This is a genomic window from Ruminococcus sp. HUN007 (assembly GCF_000712055.1).
GTDB lineage: Bacteria > Bacillota > Clostridia > Oscillospirales > Ruminococcaceae > HUN007.
The window spans coordinates 3,079,797-3,104,243 of the sequence record NZ_JOOA01000002.1 but is presented as its reverse complement, the minus strand read 5'-3'; the positions used below and the strand labels follow the sequence as shown (position 1 = coordinate 3,104,243).

Sequence of the window (24,447 nt, the reverse complement as noted above, 5' to 3'; positions counted from 1 at the left end):
TCCTTTTTCGGATAAAACCGGATTTACATTAAGCTCTTTCCATGTATTCGCCAGTTCTTGTATCGATTCTTACCTTGTCACCCTGGTTGATGAAAAGCGGAACCTTGATCTCGGCACCTGTTTCAAGCGTAGCAGGCTTTGTAGCGTTTGTAGCTGTATCGCCCTTGAAGCCAGGATCTGTTTCAGTTACTTCGAGTTCTACGAAGAACGGAGGTTCAACACCGAATACGTTGCCCTTGTATGAAAGAACCTTAACTTCCATGTTTTCCTTTACGAAAGCGAAGCTGTCGCCGAGCTTTGACTTGTCAATCGGGATCTGTTCGTATGATTCCATGTCCATGAAGTAGTAAAGGTTGTCTTCAGCATAAAGATACTGCATATCCTTTCTTTCAACGAAAGCTGTAGGGAACTTATCTGTAGGGTTGAAAGATCTTTCAACAACTGAACCTGTAATAACGTTCTTGAACTTTGTTCTTACAAATGCAGCGCCCTTGCCTGGCTTAACGTGCTGAAATTCTATAACCTGAACTACGTTTCCGTCCATTTCGAATGTTACGCCGTTTCTGAAATCACCAGCAGAAATCATAAAATAAATACCTCCAAATAAATTGTAAATATACGATAGTAAATTAATGTAGTTACTTTTATATTGTACACTAAAACACTGTATTTTGCAATACCTAATCAAAATTTTTTGATACAGGCCGGTTTTACCGGTCAGGGGACGAAATTTCCGGACGGTTACCTCGCTCTCTGTTCCGGCGGGAAAGATACGAAAAGTTTATCAGTGTTTTCCGGCCGCGTTTATGTACATCAGATCATTATCAGTTCCTTAGGAGCCTTTGTTATGTCGTTAAACGAATCTTCGGTTATCATTCCCATGTCTTCGATCCTTATGCCGAATTCACCCGGAAGATAGATGCCCGGTTCAACTGTAATTATCATGCCGGGTTCAAGTACATCTTCCTTCTTTGATGAAACATACGGTTCCTCATGTATCTCCATTCCGACACCGTGGCCGAGAGAATGGCCGAAGGATCCTTCGAATTCCGTAGCATTGATAATATCTCTTGCCACTGCATCCAGCTGCTTTCCGGTAAGTCCCGGAGCTGCTGCCTTTATCCCTGCAAGCTGCGCCTTCAGAACAGTTTCGTATGCCTTTTTCTCACGTTCGGACGGAGTACCGGCATAGAACGTTCTTGTCATGTCGCTGTGATATCCGTCAACGACTGCGCCGAAGTCCATGAGCACAAAGCCTTTTTCCAGACGGTCATTGCCGGGAACACCGTGCGGCAGTGATGCATTTCTGTCAAAAAGGACTATCGTATCGAATGAAATATCCTCAGCTCCGAGTATCTTCATACGGTTGTCGAGCATGAGGGCGACTTCCTTTTCCGTCATTCCCCTTTTAATGTTTTCAAGGACATATTCAAATCCCTTTTCAGCTATACGCTGGGCTTCGGTTATCTTATCGAGGGCAGTGTCATCCTTGATTATCCTGAGATCTCTGATCATTTCACTGAGTTCAGGAGAAGAGTCAATATAAACATCATCTCCGAAGGTTTCCGAAACTTCACGGAGTTCACTGACTGTCATAGTGTCCGCTTCGATCATAAGTGTTTCCGCAGCATGTCTGCAGAGTATTTCTGCGATCTGTTCATCTGCGTCATCCTGAAGGATGACATCCATTCCTTTTACAGTCTCCGCTGCTTTTTCATAGTATCTGAAGTCAACTATGAAATAAGCCTTGTCCCTGAAGCACAGTACAGTTCCGGCACTTGTCCTGAAGCCGGTAAAATATCTTCTGTTTACCGGATCGGTGACCATTGCACAGGTATGGCTGTCAGGGATCATCGACATAAGTTTTTCTATATTTGTTTCCGTCATTGCTTAATCACAGCTTTCTTTAGTTTCTTTCAAGCATTCTGACAAGTCCGTCCATTCCGAGAATGTAACTGTCACGGCCGAATCCGGCAATGGTTGCCTTGCAAACCGGGCCTATGACTGATATGTGTCTGAACTCATCCCTCGATGCAGTCTGACTGATGTGGACCTCGATAACAGGTATCCTGATGGCTGCTATGGCATCTCTTATCGCATAGCTGTAGTGAGTGTACGCACCTGCATTGAATACAACGCCGGCACAGTCTTTTCTGGCTTCATGAAGTTTATCGATGAGCGCTCCCTCATGATTCGACTGGTATATCTCGCATTCAACACCGAGCTTTTCAGCGTGAGCCATAATATCGTTATTGAGTTTTTCAAATGTTTCCGAACCGTACACACCCGGTTCCCTTTCACCGAGAAGATTAAGATTCGGTCCGTGCATTACAAGTATTTTCATTTTCAAGCCGCCTTTTCAAGTTATTTTTCTCCGGATCCTTGATTTATATGTAAGGTTCGCGGATGATTTTCCGTCGTAAAGTTTTTTTGGAAGGAACGGGCCTTCTATTTTGCGCTTGAAGGCGAGAAATCCCTTCTTTTCAAATTCTATCGGAAAAACATAGACACATTTTACCCGCGGCTTAAGCGCAGCCCCAAGTACATCGGTGTAGATCTGGTCGCCGACCACCGCAAGGTTTTCCGAAGGAAGAGCCATAAGCTTCTGTGCTCTGTTGAATCCGTCCGGAAGCGGTTTTTTTCCTTCACACACAAACTCCAGTCCGAGCTTTTCAGCAAATGGTTTCACACGTTCAAAATGATTGTTTGAAACGATCATCATCTTTATACCGTTTTCCTTCATCGACGAGATCCACTCCGGAACACCGTCGGCCGGCCTCGGATTATCGTGAGTAGTCAGAGTATTGTCAAGATCCAGCAGCAGTCCCTTTATTCCGTTCTCCTTCAGTATATCCGGTGTAAGGTCAACTATGCTCTTCAGTGCAATATCTATCTTAAGCACAAGTTTCCTTCTTTCTTCTGATTAGTTATAGTATTCAGCAAACGCCGGAAAGATCCATCCGTTCACTGTATCTGTCTGTGACATTCACTATAGATTATAGCACAATTATTTTTTTGTCCGCAATAGGTTGAGTATATTTTTTTTTAGGTGTATAATAGAAACTGATATTTTATAATTGAAAGGCAGTCCTTAAAAATGTACGATCCACGTTCCCTTAAGGCCGAAGAATTTATTTCGGATGAAGAGGTACTTAAAACCATCGAATATGCCGAGCAGAACAGAAACAACACTGAACTTGTCGGAAAAATACTTGAAAAAGCACGCATGCGCAAAGGTCTTGACCACCGTGAGGCATCTGTTCTTCTCATGTGCGAAGATGAACAGATGAACCGTGAGATACTTGATCTCGCCTGTCAGATAAAGAAGGATTTCTACGGAAACCGTATAGTAATGTTCGCACCGCTCTATCTTTCCAACTACTGCGTCAACGGATGCGTCTACTGTCCGTATCACCTGAAAAACAAGCACATTCCGCGTAAAAAGCTTACACAGGATGAGATAGTAAAGGAAGTTACCGCTCTTCAGGACATGGGACACAAGCGTCTTGCCATTGAAGCAGGCGAAGATCCTGAAATGAATCCTATTGAATACATTCTCGATTCGATAAAGACCATTTACAGTATAAAGCACAAAAACGGCGCCATCCGCAGAGTCAATGTAAACATAGCTGCCACCACCGTCGAGAACTACAGAAAGCTTGCCGAAGCAGGAATCGGCACATACATTCTTTTCCAGGAAACTTACCATAGGGAAAGCTACGAAAAGCTTCATCCGACCGGACCGAAGCACGATTACGCATACCATACCGAAGCAATGGACAGAGCGATGGAAGGCGGCATAGACGACGTAGGCCTTGGTGTTCTTTTCGGGCTGGATCTGTACAAATATGAATTTGCAGCACTTCTCATGCATGCTGAACACCTTGAAGCGGTTCACGGAGTAGGGCCGCATACCATCAGCGTACCGCGTGTAAGAAAAGCCGATGACATCGATCCGGATGTATTTGACGGCGGAATAAGCGATGACGTATTCGAAAAGATAGTTGCATGTATCAGAATAGCTGTTCCGTATACCGGAATGATAATCTCGACCCGCGAATCTGCAGCCTGTCGCGAAAGAGTACTGAAGTGCGGCATCTCCCAGATAAGCGGCGGATCGAGAACAAGCGTCGGAGGATACTGTGAGGAAGAGCCGGAAGATGAAAGTTCAGCTCAGTTCGAGGTAAGTGACAGACGTACACTTGACGAAGTGGTAAACTGGCTTATGCAGATGGGATATATTCCAAGTTTCTGCACCGCCTGCTACCGTGAAGGAAGAACCGGTGACCGTTTCATGGCTCTGTGCAAGAACATGCAGATCCACAACTGCTGTCTTCCGAACGCACTTCTCACCCTAAAGGAATATCTTGATGACTACGCTTCGGAGGGTACAAAGCAGACAGGTGAAAAACTTATTTCAGCGGAACTTGAAAATATACCGAACGAAAAAACAAGACATAAAACCGCTGAACTTCTTGCAGAGATCTCAGAAGGAAAACGCGATTTCAGATTTTAACGGAGGTCATTATGGGACTTAACGACGTGCCCTCATCCGAGCGCATACACATAGCCTTTTTCGGAAAAAGAAATGCCGGAAAATCAAGTCTGGTAAATGCAGTGACCGGTCAGAATCTGTCAGTAGTATCTGATATAAAAGGCACTACGACTGATCCGGTGTTCAAGGCAATGGAACTTCTTCCTGCCGGACCGGTCATGATCATCGATACACCGGGCTATGACGACAGCGGAGAACTCGGCGGAATGCGTGTACAGAAAACTTTACAGATCCTTGAAAAAACTGATGCCGCAGTGCTCGCAGCCGACAGCAGAACAGGCCTTACGGAAGAAGACATAAAAATAACCGGACTCTTAAGCGAAAGAAACATTCCGTATATTACAGCGTTTACAAAGTGTGATCTTATGAAAGAAAGAACGGGATCCGTGGAAACTTGTATTACCGGCCGTACTGACACTGACTCCCGGGACGGGGATACCGGCAGATCCGTTTCCGCAAAACATACTGTTTATGTCAGTTCGGTGACCGGTGAAAATATCACAGATCTGAAGAAACTTATAGCAGAAATATCGACACCGCAGAAAAAAGAAGGCTTGATAATAGGAGACAGGCTCTCCCCTGCTGACATTGCCGTGCTGGTGATACCTGTTGATGAAGCCGCACCGAAAGGAAGGCTCATCCTTCCGCAGCAGATGGTCATGCGCGAAATACTTGATGCAAAGGCAATACCTGTCGCAACTCAGCCGGAAACATACGAAGAAACCCTTTCACTGCTCGGAAAGAAACCTAAACTCGTTATAACCGACAGTCAGGCTTTTGCTGAAATAAACAGAAAAACTCCGGAAAACATAACACTTACCTCGTTTTCAATTCTGATGGCGAACTACAAAGGCGTTCTTGAGCAGGCTCTTTTCGGTCTCAGAGCCATCCGTGATCTGCGTGACGGCAGCAGGGTACTGATCTCGGAAGGCTGCACTCACCACAGGCAGTGCGGTGACATAGGGACAGTGAAACTCCCTGCCCTTATCAGAAAATTCACAGGTGTTTCGCCTGATTTCCGCTTTACATCCGGCCGTGAATTTCCGGAGGATCTTTCTGAATACTCTCTTGTGATACACTGCGGAGGATGTATGCTTAACGAACGTGAGATGCATTCAAGAGCAGAAAAAGCAGGAAAGCAAAACATACCGTTCACAAACTACGGTCTGGTCCTGTCATTCCTTAACGGGATACTTCCGCGCACGCTCACACTGTTTCCTGAACTGTGCAGCATACCGGGCAGTGTTCCCGCGTGTGTACGCTGATTTGTCAGCTGATCAGCGTGGTATTCAGGGAATCCGGTTTGATCAGTGTTTCATTAACATTGTGATAAGTTTTCTGAAAAAATAATGAAAAAATATCATTTTACTTGCACATCATATGCAGTTATGATATAATAGTGAATGGCTGAAGAGCCGGTTTTTACTAATTTTTAGCAGTTATGAAAGGAAGATAACATACATGAAAAAGTTAAAATCAATTACAGCATTTATTGCTGCTGTGTCACTTTTTACTCTAACAGCTACATCATGTGAACAGGCAAAACCTGACGGCAATGCCGGCGTAACACCTGACTCACCTGCAGTCACTGCCGGTGAAGGCGCAGCAGATCCTTCTGCAGCACAGGACAGTGCATCAGATGCGTCTGCTCCAAAAACAACTACTGCAGACGGCGCGGAAATAGGAAAGCCTCCTAAGATGGACGAGAACGCTTCCAACGAAGACGCACCGGTTCCTCAGAAAACCGTTGATGAAAGTCTTACTCTTTCGCTTCCTGACGTTGAGGCAAGTGCAGGTGAAGAAGTTACCTTCAAGGTAGATCTTTCTGACAACTCAGGACTTACAACTCTTATCACATGGATAGATTTCAACAAGGAGTATTTTGAATACGTTTCAGCAGTCGGCGGCGATGCTGACGATGAAGAAAACGAAGATTCAGTAATGTACTCAAATATTACATTCAACACTTTCGAAAAGGAAGACGAACCTGACAAAACAACACTTGTCTGCCTGTATCTCGACGGCTCACAGCAGTCATTCAGGGACAACACTACATTTGCCACAGTTACATTAAAGGTAAAGGATGACACTCCTGCAGGCAAATATGATCTTTCATTCGATACGGATCTTGACGGTGACGGCGCAGCAATGTGCAACGACTACGACCGTGATACCGAAACTCTTCTCATCCGCACACCGGTATTCAAAAAACGGAAGTATTACTGTCAAGTAACGGAGGAATCAAACAATGAAAAAACGCATTTTTATCTGTGCCGTTCTTATGACATCTGCATTATGTTTCGCATCATGTGAAAACACTTCTCCGGACGGAACGGTCTCAACATCATCACCTTCTGCCGGACAGCCGTCTGATGACAGCGCACAGAACGACGAATACATACCTGAAAAGGATGCTGACGGCTATAAAATAGAAGTAGCTGAAGTTACTGATGCACAGGGCGATGTCGTAAAGGATGACGCGGGAAATCCGGTTACCGAACTCAACATCGTTGATGACAAAGGTGCTGTAATTACTGACGCAAGCGGCAACAAGGCAAAGCCTAACATTCCCGCAAAGCCTTCAAAGTCTTCTGCCTCTCCTTCCGGAGCAGATAACGGAAACAATGGCGGCAACGGCAGCAACGGAAACAACGGTAACAGCGAAAGCAGTGAAAACAACGCTGCTCCTTTAAAGCCTGCTGACGAACTTGTAGCAATGCTCTGGTACGCAGATGTTGCAAATGTAAACGGAAAGGCAGTATTTAAAAATATTACATCAGATACAGAAATTCTGGACATTACATTCAAAATAAAGGACGGCGCAAAGAACGGAAAATATGAGATCCAGTTTTTCGAGGACTCGGATCGTTCACCTTCATTCTGTAATGATGGAGACCCTATAAAGGATCTTGATATAAAATATATTCCGGGATATATAGGAGTAAACGAAACTGCAGAGGATACCGCTGTTCCTGATTCCGGTCTTTCATTTGCTGTTACCAGCGCAAGCGGAAAGCCGGGCGATACAGTAACTGTAAAGTGCAGTCTGAAGAATGTAACAGAGCCTATTGCTGCATTCAACGCATATCTCGCATATGACACATCAGCACTTGAACCGGTTTCAGTGTCAAAAACAGGATTCATTTCCACCAGCGGCGTTTTCTCATCCAATATAAACTGATTTCACTTCTCTATCATCTCCCGTGCTGTCGGAAACGTGGTAAAATCAATAGAATTATTGCTTTTTCCTATCTGTTTTTTTAACAGCCCGTCATAACTTTTTTTGAAAAGCACTTGAAATTATACGGGTTTTGATATAGAATAGAAATATAATATTTTTTATTACAATTATTTATGGAGGTATTTTAACTATGTCAGTTAAAGTTGCAATCAATGGTTTCGGACGTATCGGTCGTCTCGCTTTCAGACAGATGTTTGACGCTGAAGGATATGAGGTAGTTGCTATCAACGACCTTACAAAGCCTTCAATGCTCGCTCAGCTCCTCAAGTATGATACAGCTCAGGGCGGATACTGCGGAAAGATCGGCGAAAACAAGCACACAGTTACAGCTGATGACGAAAAGGGTACTCTCACTGTTGACGGTAAGACACTCACAATCTATGCAAAGGCTAACGCAGCAGAACTTCCTTGGGGCGAGATCGGCGTAGACGTAGTTCTCGAATGCACAGGTTTCTACTGCTCAAAGGATAAGTCACAGGCTCACATCGATGCTGGTGCCAAGAAGGTTGTTATCTCAGCTCCTGCAGGCAATGACCTCAAGACTATCGTATACAGCGTAAACGAAAAGACTCTTACAAAGGATGACAAGATCATCTCAGCTGCTTCATGCACAACAAACTGCCTCGCTCCTATGGCTGATGCTCTTAACAAGTATGCTCCGATCCAGAGCGGTATCATGAGCACAATCCACGCTTACACAGGCGACCAGATGATCCTCGACGGTCCTCACAGAAAGGGCGACTACAGAAGAGCAAGAGCTGGTGCTGCTAACATCGTACCTAACTCAACAGGTGCTGCTAAGGCAATCGGTCTCGTAATTCCAGAACTCAACGGCAAGCTCATCGGTTCTGCACAGAGAGTTCCAGTTCCAACAGGTTCAACAACAATCCTCACAGCAGTTGTTAAGGGTGCTAACGTAACAGTTGACGGCATCAACGCTGCAATGAAGGCTGCTGCTTCCGAATCATTCGGTTACAACGAAGACCAGATCGTTTCTTCAGACGTTATCGGCATGAAGTTCGGTTCACTCTTCGATGCTACACAGACAATGGTTTCAAAGATCGCTGACGATCTCTACGAAGTACAGGTTGTTTCATGGTATGACAACGAAAACTCATACACATCACAGATGGTTAGAACAATCAAGTACTTTGCTGAACTTGGCTAATCAAAAAAATAATTATTCTCACGAATAAGTTTTCAGAGGGCAGGCTATGCTTGCCCTCTGTTTGTTTTAAAGGGAGGTATATTTATGAAAGCAAATCTGAAAAGGATACTTGGTATCGTCATTTCCTTTTCTCTTCTCGCATCCGTGACAATTTCTTCAGTCTCAGCCAAATGTTCATTCACAGCCGGAGACAGTATTGCTTCAGGTATCGGTCCTGTAGCTGCAGGTGAATCAGCTTTTGAGTCATTCGCCGAATGCGTAACATACTATCTTATTCATTCCGGTCGTATCGATGTCGGAGTTTCCGACGCAAGGATCGGCGCAACATCTGCCCAGATACTTAATTATCAGATCATAGCAGGAAGCACAGCAGCCGATGTAAAGTATGTTATGATATCATCAGGCGGCAACGACTATCTTGATCTTTTCGAAGAAGCTCTTAAGCCGTACATGGATGAAGGCGATACACTTGCCACTCTTACACCGGAAAAAAGAGCAGTTATCACTCAGAAGATCTCCGCAGACCAGACAGCTTTCACTGCGAAACTGGCTGAAGTAAATACAGTAACCGAAAATGCAGCAGCAAACGCTGTAAAGATCGTTGATGAGACAAGGGCTAAATATCCTGATGCGGAAATATATTTCCTTGAAATGTACAATCCTTTTGACTCATATCTGTCAAGCGACAACGATACAATGCGCATCCTCGGCACTTTCGCTCAGAACAGCATCAGTGCCTACAACAAAGAGCTTGCCGCTATCGACGGAATAAAGCTTGTTCCTGTTTTCGAGAATTTCAAAGGCCGTTCCGATGACTACATCCGTTCAGGTGACGTTCATCCGACTGAAGCAGGCCACATAAAGATCGCCGAGCTTATCATCAGCGATATCACCGGAGAAGATAACGATACTATCCTCTCGAACATTATAAAATATGAGATGATCGACACCGCAACTTTCAACGCTCTCCCTGAAGATATGCGTTCAGATATCGATCCGGATAAGATTATCGGTGAAAACGCTGTTACAACTGCCGCAGTTACCGATGCGCCGCCTGTGATATCTTCAGTAGACTGGACAACAGCCGCAGTTACAACAACAGCTGTTTCGAAAATACCCAACATTCCAGCTAACGGCGGTGGTTATATACCTCCGGAAGAAACAACAACTGCTGTAACAACCGAAGCACCAGCTTCATCAACTACAACAGTATCAGTAAAGAGCGTCTCCTCCTCCCCTGCCACATCCGACCGCGGCATAAGCCCTGTAGTTCTAACAGGATTTTTCACAGCAGCCGCTGCGTGTGTGATGTTAAGGAAGAAAAAATAACTGGCACATAATAAAACACACTTTCCGGCACCTCAGAAACTGAGGTGCCGTTGTTATTTCTGATTGTGTCAGACAGTGCCGCACTTTGTTGGTTACTATTCACGGCCAAATAATGTAAAATAGAAAAATGATAATGGTGCTGAAAACATTGAAAATGCGATGTTTTCAGCACTGTTTTTTTACGTAAAAAAAGTACAAAAAAGCATAGTGGTATTTGTTTAAATAGATACCAATAAAACTATTGACATTTTCGTTGGTATGTGATATAATAATAAGTACCAAGTGTAGAAAGGAAGCTGAAATCATGTCGATTGTACGCTACACAGATAAGAAAACCGGAAGAGTGGTTCTTTATGAATCAACATCACACTACGACCCTGTAACCAAACAATCAAGACCAATACGCAAGTATCTTGGAGTGGAAGATCCGGTAACGGGAGAACTGATACCGTCTACAGGAAAGCCGGGACGAAAGGCTAAATCAGAATCAAATAGCAATACTGTTGAAACGAAGGTAACAGCAGAACCGGATTACAAGGAAATCATAAAAAAACTAAAAGAAGAAAGTATACAGAAAGATAAAAGAATCAGCGAACTTGAAAAACAAAATGCTATTCTTAAAAATCACTTACTGAACATAAAGGAATCAGCAGAAAGAGCGCTGGAACAGAAATAAAACAGAACAGGAAGCAAGCTATGAACAGGCAGTTTTTTATCAATACATCATTACAATATGAAAATAAAAGACTTAAACGTCTGGTAAAAGAATTTGAAAATGGTGAGAGATATAAAAAACTGCAGCATAATCATCATCTCATATATCTTGGATATCAGAGGCGGATAAAACAGCTTTGCAGACAAGTTCGGTCATCAAAAAATGCAGTGAAGAAAGTACGCGATATCTGGTATGAACAGCTTGTAATTGAATGCGAAAATCACACCAAAGAGCTTGATGAAAAGATAGATACAATCTGTAAATTAAGACAGGAAAACTATGATTTGTTCTGTGAGTATCAAAAAAAGCTTGCTAAGAAGGACGAAGAATATCAAAAAGCACTTGACGAGAAAGACACCATAATAGAAACACTTAAAGCCGAGATCCGGCATATGAAAGCGGTACAGGACAGAGATGGAACCAATACATCTCTGCCTACATCGCAGACACCAATCGGGAAATCAAAAGCAAGACCAAACAGCAGAGAAGAAACCGATAATTCCAAAGGAGGCCAAACAGGGCATAAAAGATCAGAGCTTGAACCACCTGCAGAAGAAGCAATAACTGATATAACGGAACATTGTTTAACTGAAGATGACTGTTGTCCGAAATGCAAAAAAGATGAGTTTGAATATACCGGAAAAACAGAAAATCGCTATGAAATAGAAGTAGAAGTTAAAGTAAAGAGGGTGAAGCATAAGTATTACGTCTACAAATGTAAGAATTGCGGGACCCTGGTGATCAGCAGAACGGCACCTGAAAAAAGAACGAAAGTAAGATATGGAGCAAACGTACAGGCAATGATACTTGTTTTGCTGAATATTATGAATTCGTCAATAAATAAGGTTCCTGTATTCTTTCAGGGCATAACAAACGGAGAGATCAGTCCGAGTGAAGGGTATGTAGCTAAAGTACAGGCCAGAGCCGCCAAAGCACTGGCAGTTTTTCATAATGATTTGCGAAGGGAGTTACTTAAAAGACTGCTCATTTACTGGGATGATACCGTGGTTTACGCCGATACCAAAAGAATCTGCCTGAGATTTTACGGAGACGAAAGAATCGCGTTCTTTGCAGCCCATGAAAACAAAGATATGAACGGAATTCTTCTGGATGGAATACTTGAAAATCTTTCTGCTGAAACATCTGTTATGCATGATCATAACAGCATCAATTACAATGAACGTTTTGTGTTCATAAATATTGAGTGTAATGCACATTTGCAGCGCGATCTTCAGAAACTTGCAGATGAAACCAATCATGAAGTACTGCTTGAAATAAAAGCATTGATATCAGCAACGATAAAAGACCGAAAGAATCTGATACAAGCAGGAACAACACGATTTGATGATGGATATCTTGAAAATTTTGAAAGCAAGCTTACAGAACTTCTGCAAAGAGCAGAAACGCTGGCAGAAGCGAATACATCAAAATATTCAGGCGGTCCGGAACGCGCTCTGATACGCAGAATCATAAAATATCGCAGCAATTACTTCGCCTGGGTATATGATTTCAGTCTGCCTACAACAAATAATCTCTCAGAACGAGCACTACGTGGGACGAAAACAAAAATGAAGGTGTCAGGTCAGTTCGCATCTTCAAAAACAGCAAATAACTATGCAATGATTCGTACATACATTGAAACATGCCGAAGAAATGGAATCAACGAATATGATGCATTAACAAGATTATGTGATGGTAACCCATATACTGTCGAAGAAATATTTGCTGAATGTGAATAATAAAAAATACAGCACCACCAGGCCGGTAATAAAACCGGTCCAGTGGTGTTGTTTTCTTTTGTACTGGGAAAATTAGGTCGTGAATAGTAACCTTTGTTGATTTACACAAATTAAACGATTTTTGCTCACTTGTATTTGGAGCTCAAATATTATATAATATTTGGTGGTTTATTTGTATCGATATAAGGAAGTACGATTATTTGAAAGGTTGGTCATTCAATGAAAAAAATCGGTTTTGATAACGATAAGTATTTAAAAATGCAGTCGGAACACATAAGAGAACGTATCTCAAAGTTCAAGGACAAGCTTTACCTTGAATTCGGCGGCAAGCTCTTTGACGACTATCATGCATCACGTGTTCTGCCGGGTTTCAAGCCGGACAGTAAGCTTCAGATGCTCCTTCAGCTCAAGGATGAAGCTGAAATCGTAATTGTTATCAACACCGGAGATATTGAAAAGAACAAGGTCAGAGGCGATATCGGTATCACCTACGACAAGGAAGTGATCAGACTTTTCAACATCTTCACGAAGATCGGGCTCTACGTAAGCAGTGTAGTTCTCACACAGTACGAAAGCTCAGATACCACTGAAGCTTTCCAGAAGCGTCTTGAATCTCTCGGTGTTAAGGTTTATCACCACTACAACATTAAGGGATATCCTTCAAACATTCCGCTCATCATCAGCGATGACGGTTACGGAAAGAATGACTACATTGAAACCACACGCCGTCTTGTTGTTGTAACAGCACCTGGTCCGGGAAGCGGAAAGATGGCGACCTGCCTTTCACAGCTCTACCATGAAAACAAGCGCGGCAAAGATGCCGGATATGCAAAGTTCGAGACCTTCCCTATCTGGAACCTCCCGCTCCGCCATCCGGTCAATATAGCTTATGAAGCTGCTACTTCTGACCTCAACGATGTGAACATGATCGACCCATTTCATCTTGAAGCATACGGCAAAACAACTGTAAACTACAACCGTGACGTTGAGGTTTTCCCTGTTCTCAATGCCATGTTCGAAACAATTCTCGGAGAATCACCGTACAAGTCACCTACTGACATGGGCGTTAATATGGCAGGCAACTGTATTTTCGACGATGAGGCTGTAAGCGAAGCGTCTAAGGAAGAAATAATCAGAAGATACTACGTTGCACTCTGCGGACGCAGAAAAGGTACTGTACCGGACGACGAGATCATAAAGCTTGAACTTCTTATGAAGCAGGCAGGCGTTCAGCCTTCTGACCGTAAGGTTGCCGCTGCTGCTCTTGCAAAGGAAGCCGCAACCGGTGACGCTGCCGCTGCGATGGAACTCCCTGACGGAACTATCATCACAGGAAAGACTTCAAAGCTCATGGGCGCAGCTTCAGCTCTTATCCTCAATGCTCTTAAGCACTTCGGAAACATTGACGATGACGTTCTCCTCATGTCACCTGAAATAATCGAACCTATTCAGGAACTCAAGGTTTCACACTTCGGAAACAACAACCCTTGTCTCCACACAGACGAGACCCTTATTGCTCTTTCCATCTGTGCCACAACAAGTGAAAAGGCAAAGATCGCTGCTGACCAGATTGACAAGCTCAGAGGCTGTGAAGTACACTCAACAGTTATCCTTTCGCAGCAGGATGAAATGACATTCAAGCGTCTCGGTGTAAATCTCACATGCGAACCGAAATTCAGCAATGAAATTCAGTAAGTTAAGAAAACACTGATTAAATCGTAAATCCGGCTTCGCCGGATTTACAAAGGTGGGATTTGCGGGGCTTCGCCCCGGATCCCCGCGCTGATTTATGAATTAATCAGCGTTTCCTAAGTTAAACTGATCAGATATAAAAAGACCGTCTCTCCGGAATCATATATCCGGCGGGACGGTCTTTATTGTTAATCAGAAAAATCAAATACTGCTCTGCCGTTTTCAAGCTTTAGGTACGCTGAGAACGGCTTTCCGTTTTTCGAGATGAAATTATTTATCTTCGCTGTTCTTCCTTCGGAAAGAAGGAGCTTTACGTTCGCAAGTGAAATAACTCTCTGACATATAACTCCGTTTACCGAAAACTTGCAGCCTTCCTTGTAGCCGCTGCATCCGTAGCCGAACCTTGTACGCTTTACGTCATTTCCGCATAAAGGACATTTTCCGGCTACATCACCCACAAATCCGTCGTCGGAATCTTCCGCGGTCATCATTGATCCGGAGAATACCTCTTCTATCTCGCGTCGTGCAAGATCCGTGCTGTCCTCTACCTTTATCTCGCCGCGGTACACCTTTTTAAGCGAACGGCCAAGTTCAGCGGTCTTGTATTTATCCATACCGATATGCATGCGGGTAAGTGCCTCAACGAGAAAGATACCGTCAGGAAGTATCGTGTAAACGTCCTTTTTCAGAAGTATGTACTTGCTTCGTCTCGCATTGTCGATAATGCCTGTTCGTGTAGCTTCCGTACCGAGTTCAAGTCCTTCGAATATTGCTCTGTACTCTTCGGCATCATCTGCACCGATGCTCTCGCCTTCCTGCTGATTGCCTTCCTGTTCCTTCAGTGCGGCCTTATCCTCCTTGAACGGATTCTTCAGATAATTGTTAAGGGTTTCGATCGTATAGTGCTTAGGCGGCGAAGTTTCCTTTTCCACCGGCTTAAAGTCCGTGTTTACCTTGTCACCCTTTGAAAGAGCCGGCAGAACCTTATCCTTGAGAGTACAGTCGTCGTATTTGGTCCAGCCCGGTTCAACGATGACCGTTCCCTTAAGTGTAAACTCCTCCATGCCGCCTACATCGATCTTTATTTCAGTCTTGTCAGCGATACACGGCTTTGCGCAGAACACTGCCGCAAAACGCCTCATTATCGTTGCATAGACCTTTTTCTCGTCATCACTCAGCTTGTTCTTGTCCGGTATCTTGTAGGTAGGTGTCAGTGCCGAGTGTGATTCTATTTTACTGTCATCGAAAATAGTCTTGTTATCTTTGAACTCCACCGGATAGCCGAGCTTTGATACATTTTCGATGATTTTCTTTATCTTGTCCTTTTCAGCTGTTGCAAGATATTCCGAGTTGGTACGCGGATAGGTCACATACCCTTCCTCGTAGAGCTTCTGAACGATGGCAAGCGAATCGTGCATTGACATCTTGTATTTCTTGCCGAGAACGTTCTGAAGCTTGGTAAGCGAATAGAGCTTGCCCGGAAGCAGCTTGTCCTTTTTTCTTTTGACTGCTGTTACGACCGCATCAGCTGCATTGTATTTTGCCGCAAGCGCTTCAGCATCGGCAAGCTTGTCCTTGTCGAACTTCGCCTTGCTCTGAAGAAGAACGACCGCACCGTTTGTCTCAGCCTTGCTCACGAGCGAGTAGTATTTTTCCGGCACGAAATTCTTTATTGCCATATCACGTTCGTAGATAGCCTTTACTATCGGAACGATGACTCTTCCGACTCTCAGAAGTGTGCCGCTTTTCAGAGTAGCGTATCTTGTGAGATTAACGCCGTAAAGCCAGTCGATAAACATACGTGCAAAGCCTTCGTTTGCAAGGTTGTCGTACTTGCTGTCATCTTCCATGCCTGCAAGAGCCTTAGTGATAGTTTCCGGAGTCTGATCCGGAAGCCAGAGGCGCTTTACCGTCTTCACTGCGTTATTGTTTTTCAGAGCGTTGCTTATGCACAGACGGACGATGATCTCGCCTTCCCTGTCCGAGTCTCCCGCATTTACTATGGTATCTGTATCTTCGCGGAGGCAGAGTTCCTTTATTGTTTCAAACTGTTTTTTTACACCGTCATCCTGCCTGCCTGATGTATCTTTTTTCAGCTCAAATCTGTACGACTCAGGGAAACACGGCAGATTCTTTAGTGTCCAGTATTTTTCCCCTTCAGGAAGAGGATTGTAGGTTTCTATATCAGCCAGAGTAAACAGATGGCCGAACGCCCATGTAACGATATATCCGTTGCCTTCCAGAAATCCGTCCCTCTTTGACATACCGCCTATTGCCGCTGCGATATTTCTTCCAAGACTCGGTTTTTCTGCGATTATAACAGTCATCTCATCTATTCCTTTCGGTTTACTTCGGATAGCACCTGAGGAGTACGATAACACTCACAGGCACTGATCAGCGACTCCTTTACAAACACTGCAGGAACTATAATTGTACCATATTTTCGCGTTTTTATCAAGTGGAACTGTTACGGTGCAGGATCATTCACGCTCAGGAATGCCGAATCTTGCGAGATGGCCGTTCTTGTATCTGATATCAGAGGTAACATCGGCTATTACCCAGTCCGGAGTCTGATATTTTTCTGCCGCACTGAAGTCAGGGAATTCTATCTCCATATAGGCAAGCCCGTCAAGATCGCCGTGGAAAATATCAATGGCGATGACCTGACCGGCATCCATAAACTGATATCTTGTCTTGTGGATAGTATTACCTTCCTTTTTCTTTATAATGTCGTTGTACTCATCTTCCGTTATTGCGATATTGGTCTCGTCACGAGCAAGGCCGTCGCTTCTCATATTGGATTTTACCGTAAATTCATAGGACGCACCGCTGTCGTATTTTCTGAGTCTCATTTCAGGCGAAAAGCACACATATGTCTGCTCGATCTCGATAACATGCTCCACCCAAGAAAGATTATACGGGATCCTATCCTTATCGATCAGCCATTTCTTTTCGATCTCCACATCATCGGCATCGATCTTTTTTATCGCATCGATGTAATCCTTCGAGATCTTATAGTCGGTCTGACCTTCTTTCGGTTCAGTTTTCTCCGGCTCATTCGGTTTCTCTTCTCCAATCAGATACGACTTCAGATGTATCAGGTCCAGCACATTAACAGTACCGTTTCCGTCCACATCGTAGTTTAGTAACCCTTCCGCACTTAATCTTCCGGCATTCATGAACATTGCCGCAGCGACAAGAACACTTCCGCAGCAGACTGTTAAAAATTTTGATTTTCTCATTTTTGTACCTCCTGAAAAACAGACTGAGTAAGTTTCCCAAATATAGTATAACCTATAGGTCTCATGAAATCAAGGCTTTCTGAGCTCAACGATGCACTTGTTAATAAAAAACAGTAATATGAAACCTGTGTGAAAATTAGCACTCTCCCCTTGACAGTGCTAATCAAGAATGCTATAATATAATCAGAACAAAGGAACAGAGAAGCACAAAAGGATCCGGGTGCTGAACCCTCCGTCCCCTTGCTCGAAGCAATGGAAACAATGTGACGAGTAAAAAAGGAGGACTGACCTATGTTGTATCCAAGCATTTTCGGTGAAAACTTATTCGATGATTTCTTCAGATTTCCTGATTTCAGCAGAGACGTGGAGAAGAAGCTGTACGGTAAACACGCCGCCCAGGTCATGAGGACTGATGTTCATGAGCATGATGATCACTATGAGATCGTGATCGACCTGCCGGGCTTCAAGAAAGATCAGATCAATCTTGAGCTTCAGAACGGTTATCTGACTGTCAGTGTCGCAAAGGGACTTGACAAGGACGAAAAAACTAAGAAGGGCAAGCTGATCCGTCAGGAGCGTTATGCAGGCGCAATGCAGAGGAGCTTCTATATCGGAGATACTGTTACAGAAGCCGATGTGAAGGCGAAGTTTGAGGACGGTGTTCTGAACATCTGCGTTCCGAAGGCAGAACCTAAGAAGCTGGAGAATCACAAGTATATTGCAATTGAGGGATAATACCTCGCTAAGTTATGATCCCAAAATGATGCTCCCCGGAGCTGTTCGTATGAGCAGTTCCGGGGAGTTTGTTTTTATGTGATAAGGGAAAGTTAAAGCCGTTAAAGGAATGGTACGTGTTGTAAAATATCATCAGCCACCCGGCGGGGTGGCTGATGATTTCAATAGCAGTCGACGGCCCGGAAGAGACGGCGACTTCCTTTCATTCTTAAGTTTCATTATCCCACAGTTTGTTACCGTCAGGATCATAGACTGCTTTATGATCATCCGGATATTCCGGAAGATCCTTATGGCATACGTTGTGAGTATCAACAAGTTTAAGTCCACTCTTTGTTACAACTTCAAATCTGAATGAAATCGTATTATCTTTAGTAGTGATCTTATCGCAGTTTATCGTGTTTCCGTTACGGAAATCTTCAGTTATATCTACTGTTTTAATATCCTCGCTTCCTGCCATGTAGGTTACTTTTATCGATTCAATATTCTCCGGGTCTTCAGCTTCGACTAAATAACCGCCTTCAAAGCTGATATTTCCTCCGGCAATTAATGTAGATGCGTTATTATATGCCACCGAGATCTGCGGGATCACATTCTGAAATATTTCGTCTTCAAATACATCTGCATCCTCAGTAACAGTTCTTCCGTCGTCAGTTATTTTTACTACCGCGTTATCTATGACTTTAAACATATCTGCCCTGAACGAACCGCTGTAAAGTCCCGGAGCATATTTTTCAAGAGCGACATCTGTTCCGTCAATGTTTACCGTTACTTTGGTGTCATCTGAATATTCTTTCAGCTCAATGGTATAGACTATATCAACCATCTTTTCTTTAAAATCAGCATTTCTCGTAACATATGAAATGCGTCTGAAATGTGTTGCGTTTTCTTCTATTTCACGGCGCAGATCAGATATTTCCGTCTTCATATCCATGATATCGTCAATATAATTTTCCGACTGCGAAGTGATACGCTGACTGTTGATCAGAGTGATCCATACTATCAGAAAAATAAAAGCCAGATATACTATAAGAGCTGTCATTTTAGGTTCCGGAACTGAAGTATGCGTTCCGCGGGCCTCACCTTTGGCTATCTTGTCAAGACGCCTGTTATAAAGGTAAATGCAAAGGCCCAGTATTATCACTGCCGCAGCAGCAACGACTATAAGTAAAGATTTCATAATTCCCATTTTTCATTCCTCCTTGTCAGAAATCAAAGAATCTCCGGAACTCGCTGTAGTAGCTTCTCGTCACATCCACCAGAGTTCCGTCCGTCATTGTAAGTACATATTTCATCGAAAGCGCCGGTCGTATCTTTTTCACATGTTTCCGTGAAATGATGACCGACTTGCTTATCCTTAAAAATTCCTTCGGATCAAGCTTTGTTTCAAGCTGATAGATACGGTCCTGTGAATAGTATGTATCCTTAAGGGTGTGTATCTCGATATCCTTCCCGAAAGATTCGATAAACACGACCTCATCTGCCGATATCCGGACAGTCTCCCTGTCTTTGCCGCGCGCCGCAAGGAAAGAGGCATATCCTGAAGATTCCGAAATCACATATTCCGCATCCTCACCGATCTCAATACCGTGTTCTGCAAGAAATTTTTCTACTAAGCTTTGTTTTTCATCTGAAACAGAAATCCGAAACTTCATTTTCATACCTCCTGTCTGTATTTTCAGTATATCATAAATCCGTTTCGTAAAAAAGAGGTAAGAAACAAGATGCACCGGATTCAGGCATGAGTTGCACTTAAAATGCATAAACTCACCGGATCCGGTGCATTTTACTTCGTATTTACTGCAGCAGATCAAGCTGCAGTGATTAGAAATGGTACCATCAAAACATTGTTTTGATGGTGCTACTTATAAAACCGGGCTGCATTGGCAGCCCGGTTTAACCTTTTCGATGTTTTTTGATTTCATATCTCGTTTTGAATAAATAATCCATTGGATTTCTCCGAACAGTACAGATCGTACACATAACCTGAACTTTCGCGGTAAAGACCTGTTTCGAGGTCCTGCAGTTTTTCAAAAGTTACAGAAGAAAAAAAAGCTCTTCATTGCTGCTTCATAATCTGTTTTTTCATCATTAACGATATATTCAATAATATCCTGAATATTGAACTCCATCAACTGTTCCTGAATTGTCATTTTATCGTTCCTTCTTTCTTTAGTAATTTCAGGCTTTCATGTGTATGAAAAGAAATCTGATTAGTAACATCTTTAAAAGTCATTCCTTTAATCAGCATATCAAAAGATATCATTTTATTTTGGTATTGACGAAACAACATGGTCATATCATCATCTGCAATAGGACCGATAACAATATCATATTTGTAATCAAAGTTACATTCAGGATCTGAATAATCTGTAAAAGACTTATTCCTGTTATTCATAACAAATCTGGCCCATTCCTTTGAAGGCTGTTCTCCAAAATCAAGTACATTCAATCCAGGATAATCTTTAATATCAACCGATAACTCAAATACATTTACCACAGGAGATCCGCCGTAAATTCTAGATACTCTGGCAGCCATTTTCTTAGCCTGTTCGTAAATTTCTGTGGTATAGAAACCTTTACCAAAATCTTTAAAAGGTCTGCACTTTTCCAAATCTACAAATTCTATTTCTGTATTTGTTCCATGATAAAGTATCATTCCAGATTTCCTCCGTTATTCTGGCAGATCAGCACCATATCATCAAGTGCATCATCCAGCGAAAGCGTATGTTCTATGTCATAGTTTTCTTTCAGGAATTCTATTGCTTTGTATTGGAACAAATAATCAAACGCCTGTTTGATCGTAATATCATATTTTCTTGAAAATTCGATTATGCAGGCTAAGACATAATTGATTTCTTTTCTCTGTTCACTCATATAATCACTTCCATATACTGCACTCGATAACAAGGCTTTTTCTTTCAATTATATCGTAAATTTTTTTTAATTTCAAGATTTAAGATATTTGTTTTTCGACTTTCTATAATATTCAATAAAATCATCAGAAATATCATCATATTCGTAACAACTAAAAACTCATTTTCAATGTACACTGCATCATGTTTTCTGATTATATATTTTATTAGCATAGTTTTGCGTTATAGTTGTTTTTTTACAACTATATTATTAAGATAAGGTACCATCAAAACAAAGTTTTGATGGTGCTGTTTATAAAACCGGGCTGCACTGGCAGCCCGGTTTAACCTTTTCGATGTTTGTCATATTTCATATTTTTTTATTCGTACCAGTCTTCAAGCTTTAAGCCGCAGACCCGTTCAAATTCACGAGTATTATGCGTAACAACTATAAGTCCTTCTGATTTTGCATGTGCCGATATAAGCATATCCATATTCCCTATAGGTGTACCCTTTCTTTTAAGATCTGCACAGATAGCACCATACTCTTCTGCTGCACTGGAATCAAACGGAAGAATATCCACTATCGAAAGAAATTTTAAAAGAGCGACAGCATTTCTTTCAGGTGCAGCACTCGCTTTTACTCCATACTCCAGTTCTGCCAGTGTTATAGAAGATATCGCAAGGCCTTCACTCAAATTTTCTTTTATTTTTTCCAGTACTCTTTCATTCTTTTTCTGAGCATATATGCACATATTTGTATCGAGCATATACTTCATAATATTTCTCTCTCTTCCTGTTCATACCCATCATTTCTTGAAGTTACAGCATCAAAATAATCATCTGTAAAATCATTTATCCCCTCTAAAAATATTTCCCATGCTTTCTCTTTTGGTACAAGCATAACGGCCGAACCAATTTTCTGAACATAAACATCTGTCCCACTGAATCGAAAATCCTTAGGTAACCTGACTGCCTGACTGCTTCCGTTGGTAAATAATTTTGCTGTATGCATAAGAATCAACTCCTTTATTTCAGTATATACTATAGTATATACTTTGTCAATAAGGTTTTATATTATGGTTATCTTTTACTGCATCATTTAGAAATGGTACCATCAAAACAAAGTTTTGATGGTGCTACTTATAAAACCGGGCTGCACTGGCAGTCCGGTTGACTTTCCCCTTGTTTCGTACTAAAATTAAGTAAAAGTACAAAAGCGGAAAAAAGTTTTATGATGATATCCTTAAAGGCAGATAACAGGGGGGAAACAAATGAATAATATAAAAACTATCATAAGTCTTGTCACAGCAGTATGTTTAACATCACCTGCATTATCTCTGTACAGCAGTCAAACGAAAGTTATAAATGATCTCACTGTTTCGGCTGCGAGTACCGGAACCTTAAAAGATTCAGGGATAAGTTACAAAGACTGTGCAGAAACTATCAATAATCCGGGAGCCGGATACACAAATTCAGTCTGGTATGTGTGCAAACCGGGTGACACTCCGGTACATGATCCGAAGGGCAGCCTTGTTGTCATGTTCGTGGATATATCCGCCTTTTCATCGGGTTCAAACGGTACAACCGATGCGGACGGAAATTACACTGAAGGCACCGACTACGATCTTGATGAGGAATTTTTCAAAGGCATAAGGGGCACACTTGAAAACTGCCGTAAAAACGGATGCACGGTTGGAATGCGTTTCCGCTACGATATCAACGGAAAAGATAATCCTGAGCCTGCAACCTTCGAACAAGTCTTCCACCACATCGACCAGATACACGAAGATCATTTTCTCGATGACTACGAAGATATCCTCATGTACATAGAAAGCGGATTTGTGGGTAAATGGGGCGAGCAGCACGGCGGAAAATACACCACTCCGGAATACAAGGCAAAGCTACTCGGAAAGATGCTTGAAATCGTTCCGGACAGTGTTTCAGTGACAGTGCGTACTGCTGATACGTTTTATACCTGGGCAGGAATAAAGCCGGATGATCTTGCCGGATATACAGCCGAAGAGGGTTCCGATGCTGCAAGAGTAGGCATGTACAACGACGGATATATGGGTTCGGACACCGATCTCGGAACCTATCTTACACCGGACAGAGAAAAAACTGTAAAGTGGATGAACACTCAGATGAAGCACGCCTATTTCGGCGGAGAATTTTCCGGGAACACCGGCTACGCTAAGAAGTTTAAAAACTATCTTCCGGAAAACTGCATAAAGGAAATGTACGCGACTCATCTGACCTATATAAACTCAAATATCTGGCCGCTTTACAAGGAATTTAAATTTGAAAGCAGATACGATATTGACGGTGCCGACAACAGCGCATACTACGGCGAGAACGTGTATAAATTCATCCGCGATCATCTCGGATACCGTTTCCTCGTGAAAAAATCCGAACTCAGTTCCGAAGCCTCTCAGGGCGGCAGTGCCGAAATTCATTTCAGTATTGCCAACACCGGATTTGCCAATGTTATCAAAAAACAAAAGGCTGCCGTTATCCTTGAAAAAGACGGCAGAACAATTACCGCTCCGGTGGATATCGACAGTCGCAGATGGGAAAGTGCCGCAATTACAGATGAGCGGCTTAAGCTGAAGCTTCCCGGAAACGCTGATGCCGGAAGTTATAAAGTATATCTGAAACTTTACTACGACACAACCGGCGAAGACACACCTGATATATGCGTTCGGTTCTCAAATGAAAACATCTGGAGCAGGGACCTCGGCGCCAATTATCTCGGAACACTTGATGTGGTCAAAGCCGAAAACAACTCCGATGATACATTTACCGTAACTTCTCTTTCATCACCGAACACACTGGTAATAAAAGGAGATGTCAACTCCGACGGCTCAGTAACCACCGCCGACATCACCGCACTGCAGAAATTTCTTCTCGCCGATAGCACCATCCATATCACAGAACCATCCTCTGCAGATATGAACGACGACGGCTCGGTAAATATCATTGACTTCATACTGCTTAAGAAGCTTTTGCTGAAGTAAAAAACTCTCATTAAAAACAATCAGCATATCTGAATCCTCGTATTTATGTGGGTTAGATATGCTGATTTTGCTGTAACTTCAATATCACTTCAATGTCAACTTCAATTTACTTCAACAACTACTTCAATGTCACTTCAATAAAACTTCAATAACTTCAAAGTC

At 42.7% G+C, this 24,447-nt stretch carries 24 protein-coding genes; 11 read left to right on the top strand and 13 right to left on the bottom strand.

Annotated features, from left to right (window positions below; genetic code table 11):
* Positions 1-28: 28 nt before the first annotated feature.
* The 4 genes from efp to CC97_RS17545 form a co-directional block, all read right to left on the bottom strand.
* On the bottom strand, positions 29-586 hold the full coding sequence (gene efp / locus CC97_RS17560) for an elongation factor P (protein WP_044976678.1): 558 nt from the start codon (positions 584-586) through the stop codon (positions 29-31).
* Positions 587-813: 227 nt separating this feature from the next.
* Complete coding sequence (locus tag CC97_RS17555; protein ID WP_044976677.1) at positions 814-1,887, bottom strand: aminopeptidase P family protein; 1,074 nt, start codon at positions 1,885-1,887, stop codon at positions 814-816.
* Between the two features lie 19 nt (positions 1,888-1,906).
* A complete protein-coding gene (aroQ, locus tag CC97_RS17550) occupies positions 1,907-2,344 on the bottom strand; it encodes a type II 3-dehydroquinate dehydratase (RefSeq protein ID WP_044976676.1) in 438 nt (145 codons plus the stop codon).
* Positions 2,345-2,359: 15 nt separating this feature from the next.
* On the bottom strand, positions 2,360-2,902 hold the full coding sequence (locus CC97_RS17545) for a YqeG family HAD IIIA-type phosphatase (RefSeq protein WP_044976675.1): 543 nt from the start codon (positions 2,900-2,902) through the stop codon (positions 2,360-2,362).
* Positions 2,903-3,097: 195 nt separating this feature from the next.
* On the opposite strand from CC97_RS17545, the gene hydG reads away from it, so the two are divergent.
* The 9 genes from hydG (at position 3,098) to CC97_RS17500 (ending at position 14,442) form a co-directional block, all read left to right on the top strand.
* Positions 3,098-4,516: a [FeFe] hydrogenase H-cluster radical SAM maturase HydG gene (hydG, locus tag CC97_RS17540; protein WP_044976674.1), complete on the top strand. Its 1,419-nt coding sequence runs from the start codon at positions 3,098-3,100 to the stop codon at positions 4,514-4,516.
* Positions 4,517-4,527: 11 nt separating this feature from the next.
* The gene (gene hydF / locus CC97_RS17535; protein WP_044976673.1) at positions 4,528-5,820 is read left to right on the top strand and encodes a [FeFe] hydrogenase H-cluster maturation GTPase HydF; all 1,293 of its coding nucleotides are present in this window, start codon (positions 4,528-4,530) and stop codon (positions 5,818-5,820) included.
* A gap of 196 nt (positions 5,821-6,016) precedes the next feature.
* On the top strand, positions 6,017-6,868 hold the full coding sequence (locus tag CC97_RS17530; RefSeq protein WP_044976672.1) for a cohesin domain-containing protein: 852 nt from the start codon (positions 6,017-6,019) through the stop codon (positions 6,866-6,868).
* Positions 6,804-7,736, top strand: a complete 933-nt coding sequence (locus tag CC97_RS17525) for a cohesin domain-containing protein (RefSeq protein WP_044976671.1) — start codon at positions 6,804-6,806, stop codon at positions 7,734-7,736. Before CC97_RS17530 ends, CC97_RS17525 begins: the two co-directional genes overlap by 65 nt.
* A 190-nt stretch (positions 7,737-7,926) precedes the next feature.
* Positions 7,927-8,964, top strand: coding sequence for a type I glyceraldehyde-3-phosphate dehydrogenase (gene gap, locus CC97_RS17520; RefSeq protein WP_044976670.1), 1,038 nt, complete (start codon positions 7,927-7,929; stop codon positions 8,962-8,964).
* 84 nt (positions 8,965-9,048) lie between these two features.
* Positions 9,049-10,293 carry an SGNH/GDSL hydrolase family protein gene (locus CC97_RS17515; protein WP_044976669.1) on the top strand — a complete coding sequence of 415 codons (1,245 nt, stop codon included), beginning with the start codon at positions 9,049-9,051 and terminating at the stop codon, positions 10,291-10,293.
* A gap of 304 nt (positions 10,294-10,597) precedes the next feature.
* Positions 10,598-10,969, top strand: a complete 372-nt coding sequence (locus CC97_RS17510) for a hypothetical protein (RefSeq protein ID WP_044973469.1) — start codon at positions 10,598-10,600, stop codon at positions 10,967-10,969.
* A gap of 20 nt (positions 10,970-10,989) precedes the next feature.
* The gene (locus CC97_RS17505; protein ID WP_044973470.1) at positions 10,990-12,747 is read left to right on the top strand and encodes a transposase; all 1,758 of its coding nucleotides are present in this window, start codon (positions 10,990-10,992) and stop codon (positions 12,745-12,747) included.
* Positions 12,748-12,966: 219 nt separating this feature from the next.
* Entirely contained in the window at positions 12,967-14,442 is a 1,476-nt protein-coding gene (locus CC97_RS17500) for a DUF1846 domain-containing protein (RefSeq protein ID WP_044976668.1), read from the top strand.
* Between the two features lie 185 nt (positions 14,443-14,627).
* Here the strand turns inward: CC97_RS17500 and CC97_RS17495 are convergent, their stop codons facing one another.
* Together CC97_RS17495 and CC97_RS19230 are read right to left on the bottom strand one after the other, a co-directional pair.
* Complete coding sequence (locus tag CC97_RS17495; protein WP_044976667.1) at positions 14,628-16,766, bottom strand: type IA DNA topoisomerase; 2,139 nt, start codon at positions 16,764-16,766, stop codon at positions 14,628-14,630.
* 153 nt (positions 16,767-16,919) lie between these two features.
* Positions 16,920-17,681, bottom strand: a complete 762-nt coding sequence (locus tag CC97_RS19230) for a hypothetical protein (protein WP_049963012.1) — start codon at positions 17,679-17,681, stop codon at positions 16,920-16,922.
* A gap of 291 nt (positions 17,682-17,972) precedes the next feature.
* On the opposite strand from CC97_RS19230, the gene CC97_RS17485 reads away from it, so the two are divergent.
* Positions 17,973-18,416, top strand: coding sequence for an Hsp20/alpha crystallin family protein (locus tag CC97_RS17485; protein WP_044976666.1), 444 nt, complete (start codon positions 17,973-17,975; stop codon positions 18,414-18,416).
* A 208-nt stretch (positions 18,417-18,624) separates the two neighbouring features.
* On the opposite strand, the gene CC97_RS17480 is transcribed toward CC97_RS17485, so the two are convergent.
* From CC97_RS17480 to vapB, 7 genes are all read right to left on the bottom strand, one after another.
* Entirely contained in the window at positions 18,625-19,602 is a 978-nt protein-coding gene (locus tag CC97_RS17480) for a hypothetical protein (RefSeq protein WP_044976665.1), read from the bottom strand.
* A gap of 16 nt (positions 19,603-19,618) precedes the next feature.
* A complete protein-coding gene (locus tag CC97_RS17475; RefSeq protein ID WP_044976664.1) occupies positions 19,619-20,068 on the bottom strand; it encodes a LytTR family DNA-binding domain-containing protein in 450 nt (149 codons plus the stop codon).
* A gap of 375 nt (positions 20,069-20,443) precedes the next feature.
* Positions 20,444-20,566: a hypothetical protein gene (locus tag CC97_RS21420; protein ID WP_278245347.1), complete on the bottom strand. Its 123-nt coding sequence runs from the start codon at positions 20,564-20,566 to the stop codon at positions 20,444-20,446.
* Positions 20,563-21,072 carry a DUF3990 domain-containing protein gene (locus tag CC97_RS17470; protein ID WP_044976663.1) on the bottom strand — a complete coding sequence of 170 codons (510 nt, stop codon included), beginning with the start codon at positions 21,070-21,072 and terminating at the stop codon, positions 20,563-20,565. Before CC97_RS17470 ends, CC97_RS21420 begins: the two co-directional genes overlap by 4 nt.
* Complete coding sequence (locus CC97_RS17465) at positions 21,069-21,290, bottom strand: DUF3791 domain-containing protein (protein WP_044976661.1); 222 nt, start codon at positions 21,288-21,290, stop codon at positions 21,069-21,071. The genes CC97_RS17470 and CC97_RS17465 overlap by 4 nt, the downstream gene beginning before the upstream one ends.
* Before the next feature lie 358 nt (positions 21,291-21,648).
* Entirely contained in the window at positions 21,649-22,047 is a 399-nt protein-coding gene (locus CC97_RS17460; protein WP_044976658.1) for a type II toxin-antitoxin system VapC family toxin, read from the bottom strand.
* The gene (vapB, locus tag CC97_RS17455; protein WP_044976656.1) at positions 22,044-22,283 is read right to left on the bottom strand and encodes a type II toxin-antitoxin system VapB family antitoxin; all 240 of its coding nucleotides are present in this window, start codon (positions 22,281-22,283) and stop codon (positions 22,044-22,046) included. The genes CC97_RS17460 and vapB overlap by 4 nt, the downstream gene beginning before the upstream one ends.
* Positions 22,284-22,542: 259 nt before the next feature.
* Between vapB and CC97_RS17450 the strand changes: the two genes are divergently transcribed.
* Positions 22,543-24,285, top strand: a complete 1,743-nt coding sequence (locus CC97_RS17450; protein ID WP_044976654.1) for a DUF4832 domain-containing protein — start codon at positions 22,543-22,545, stop codon at positions 24,283-24,285.
* Positions 24,286-24,447: the final 162 nt, after the last annotated feature.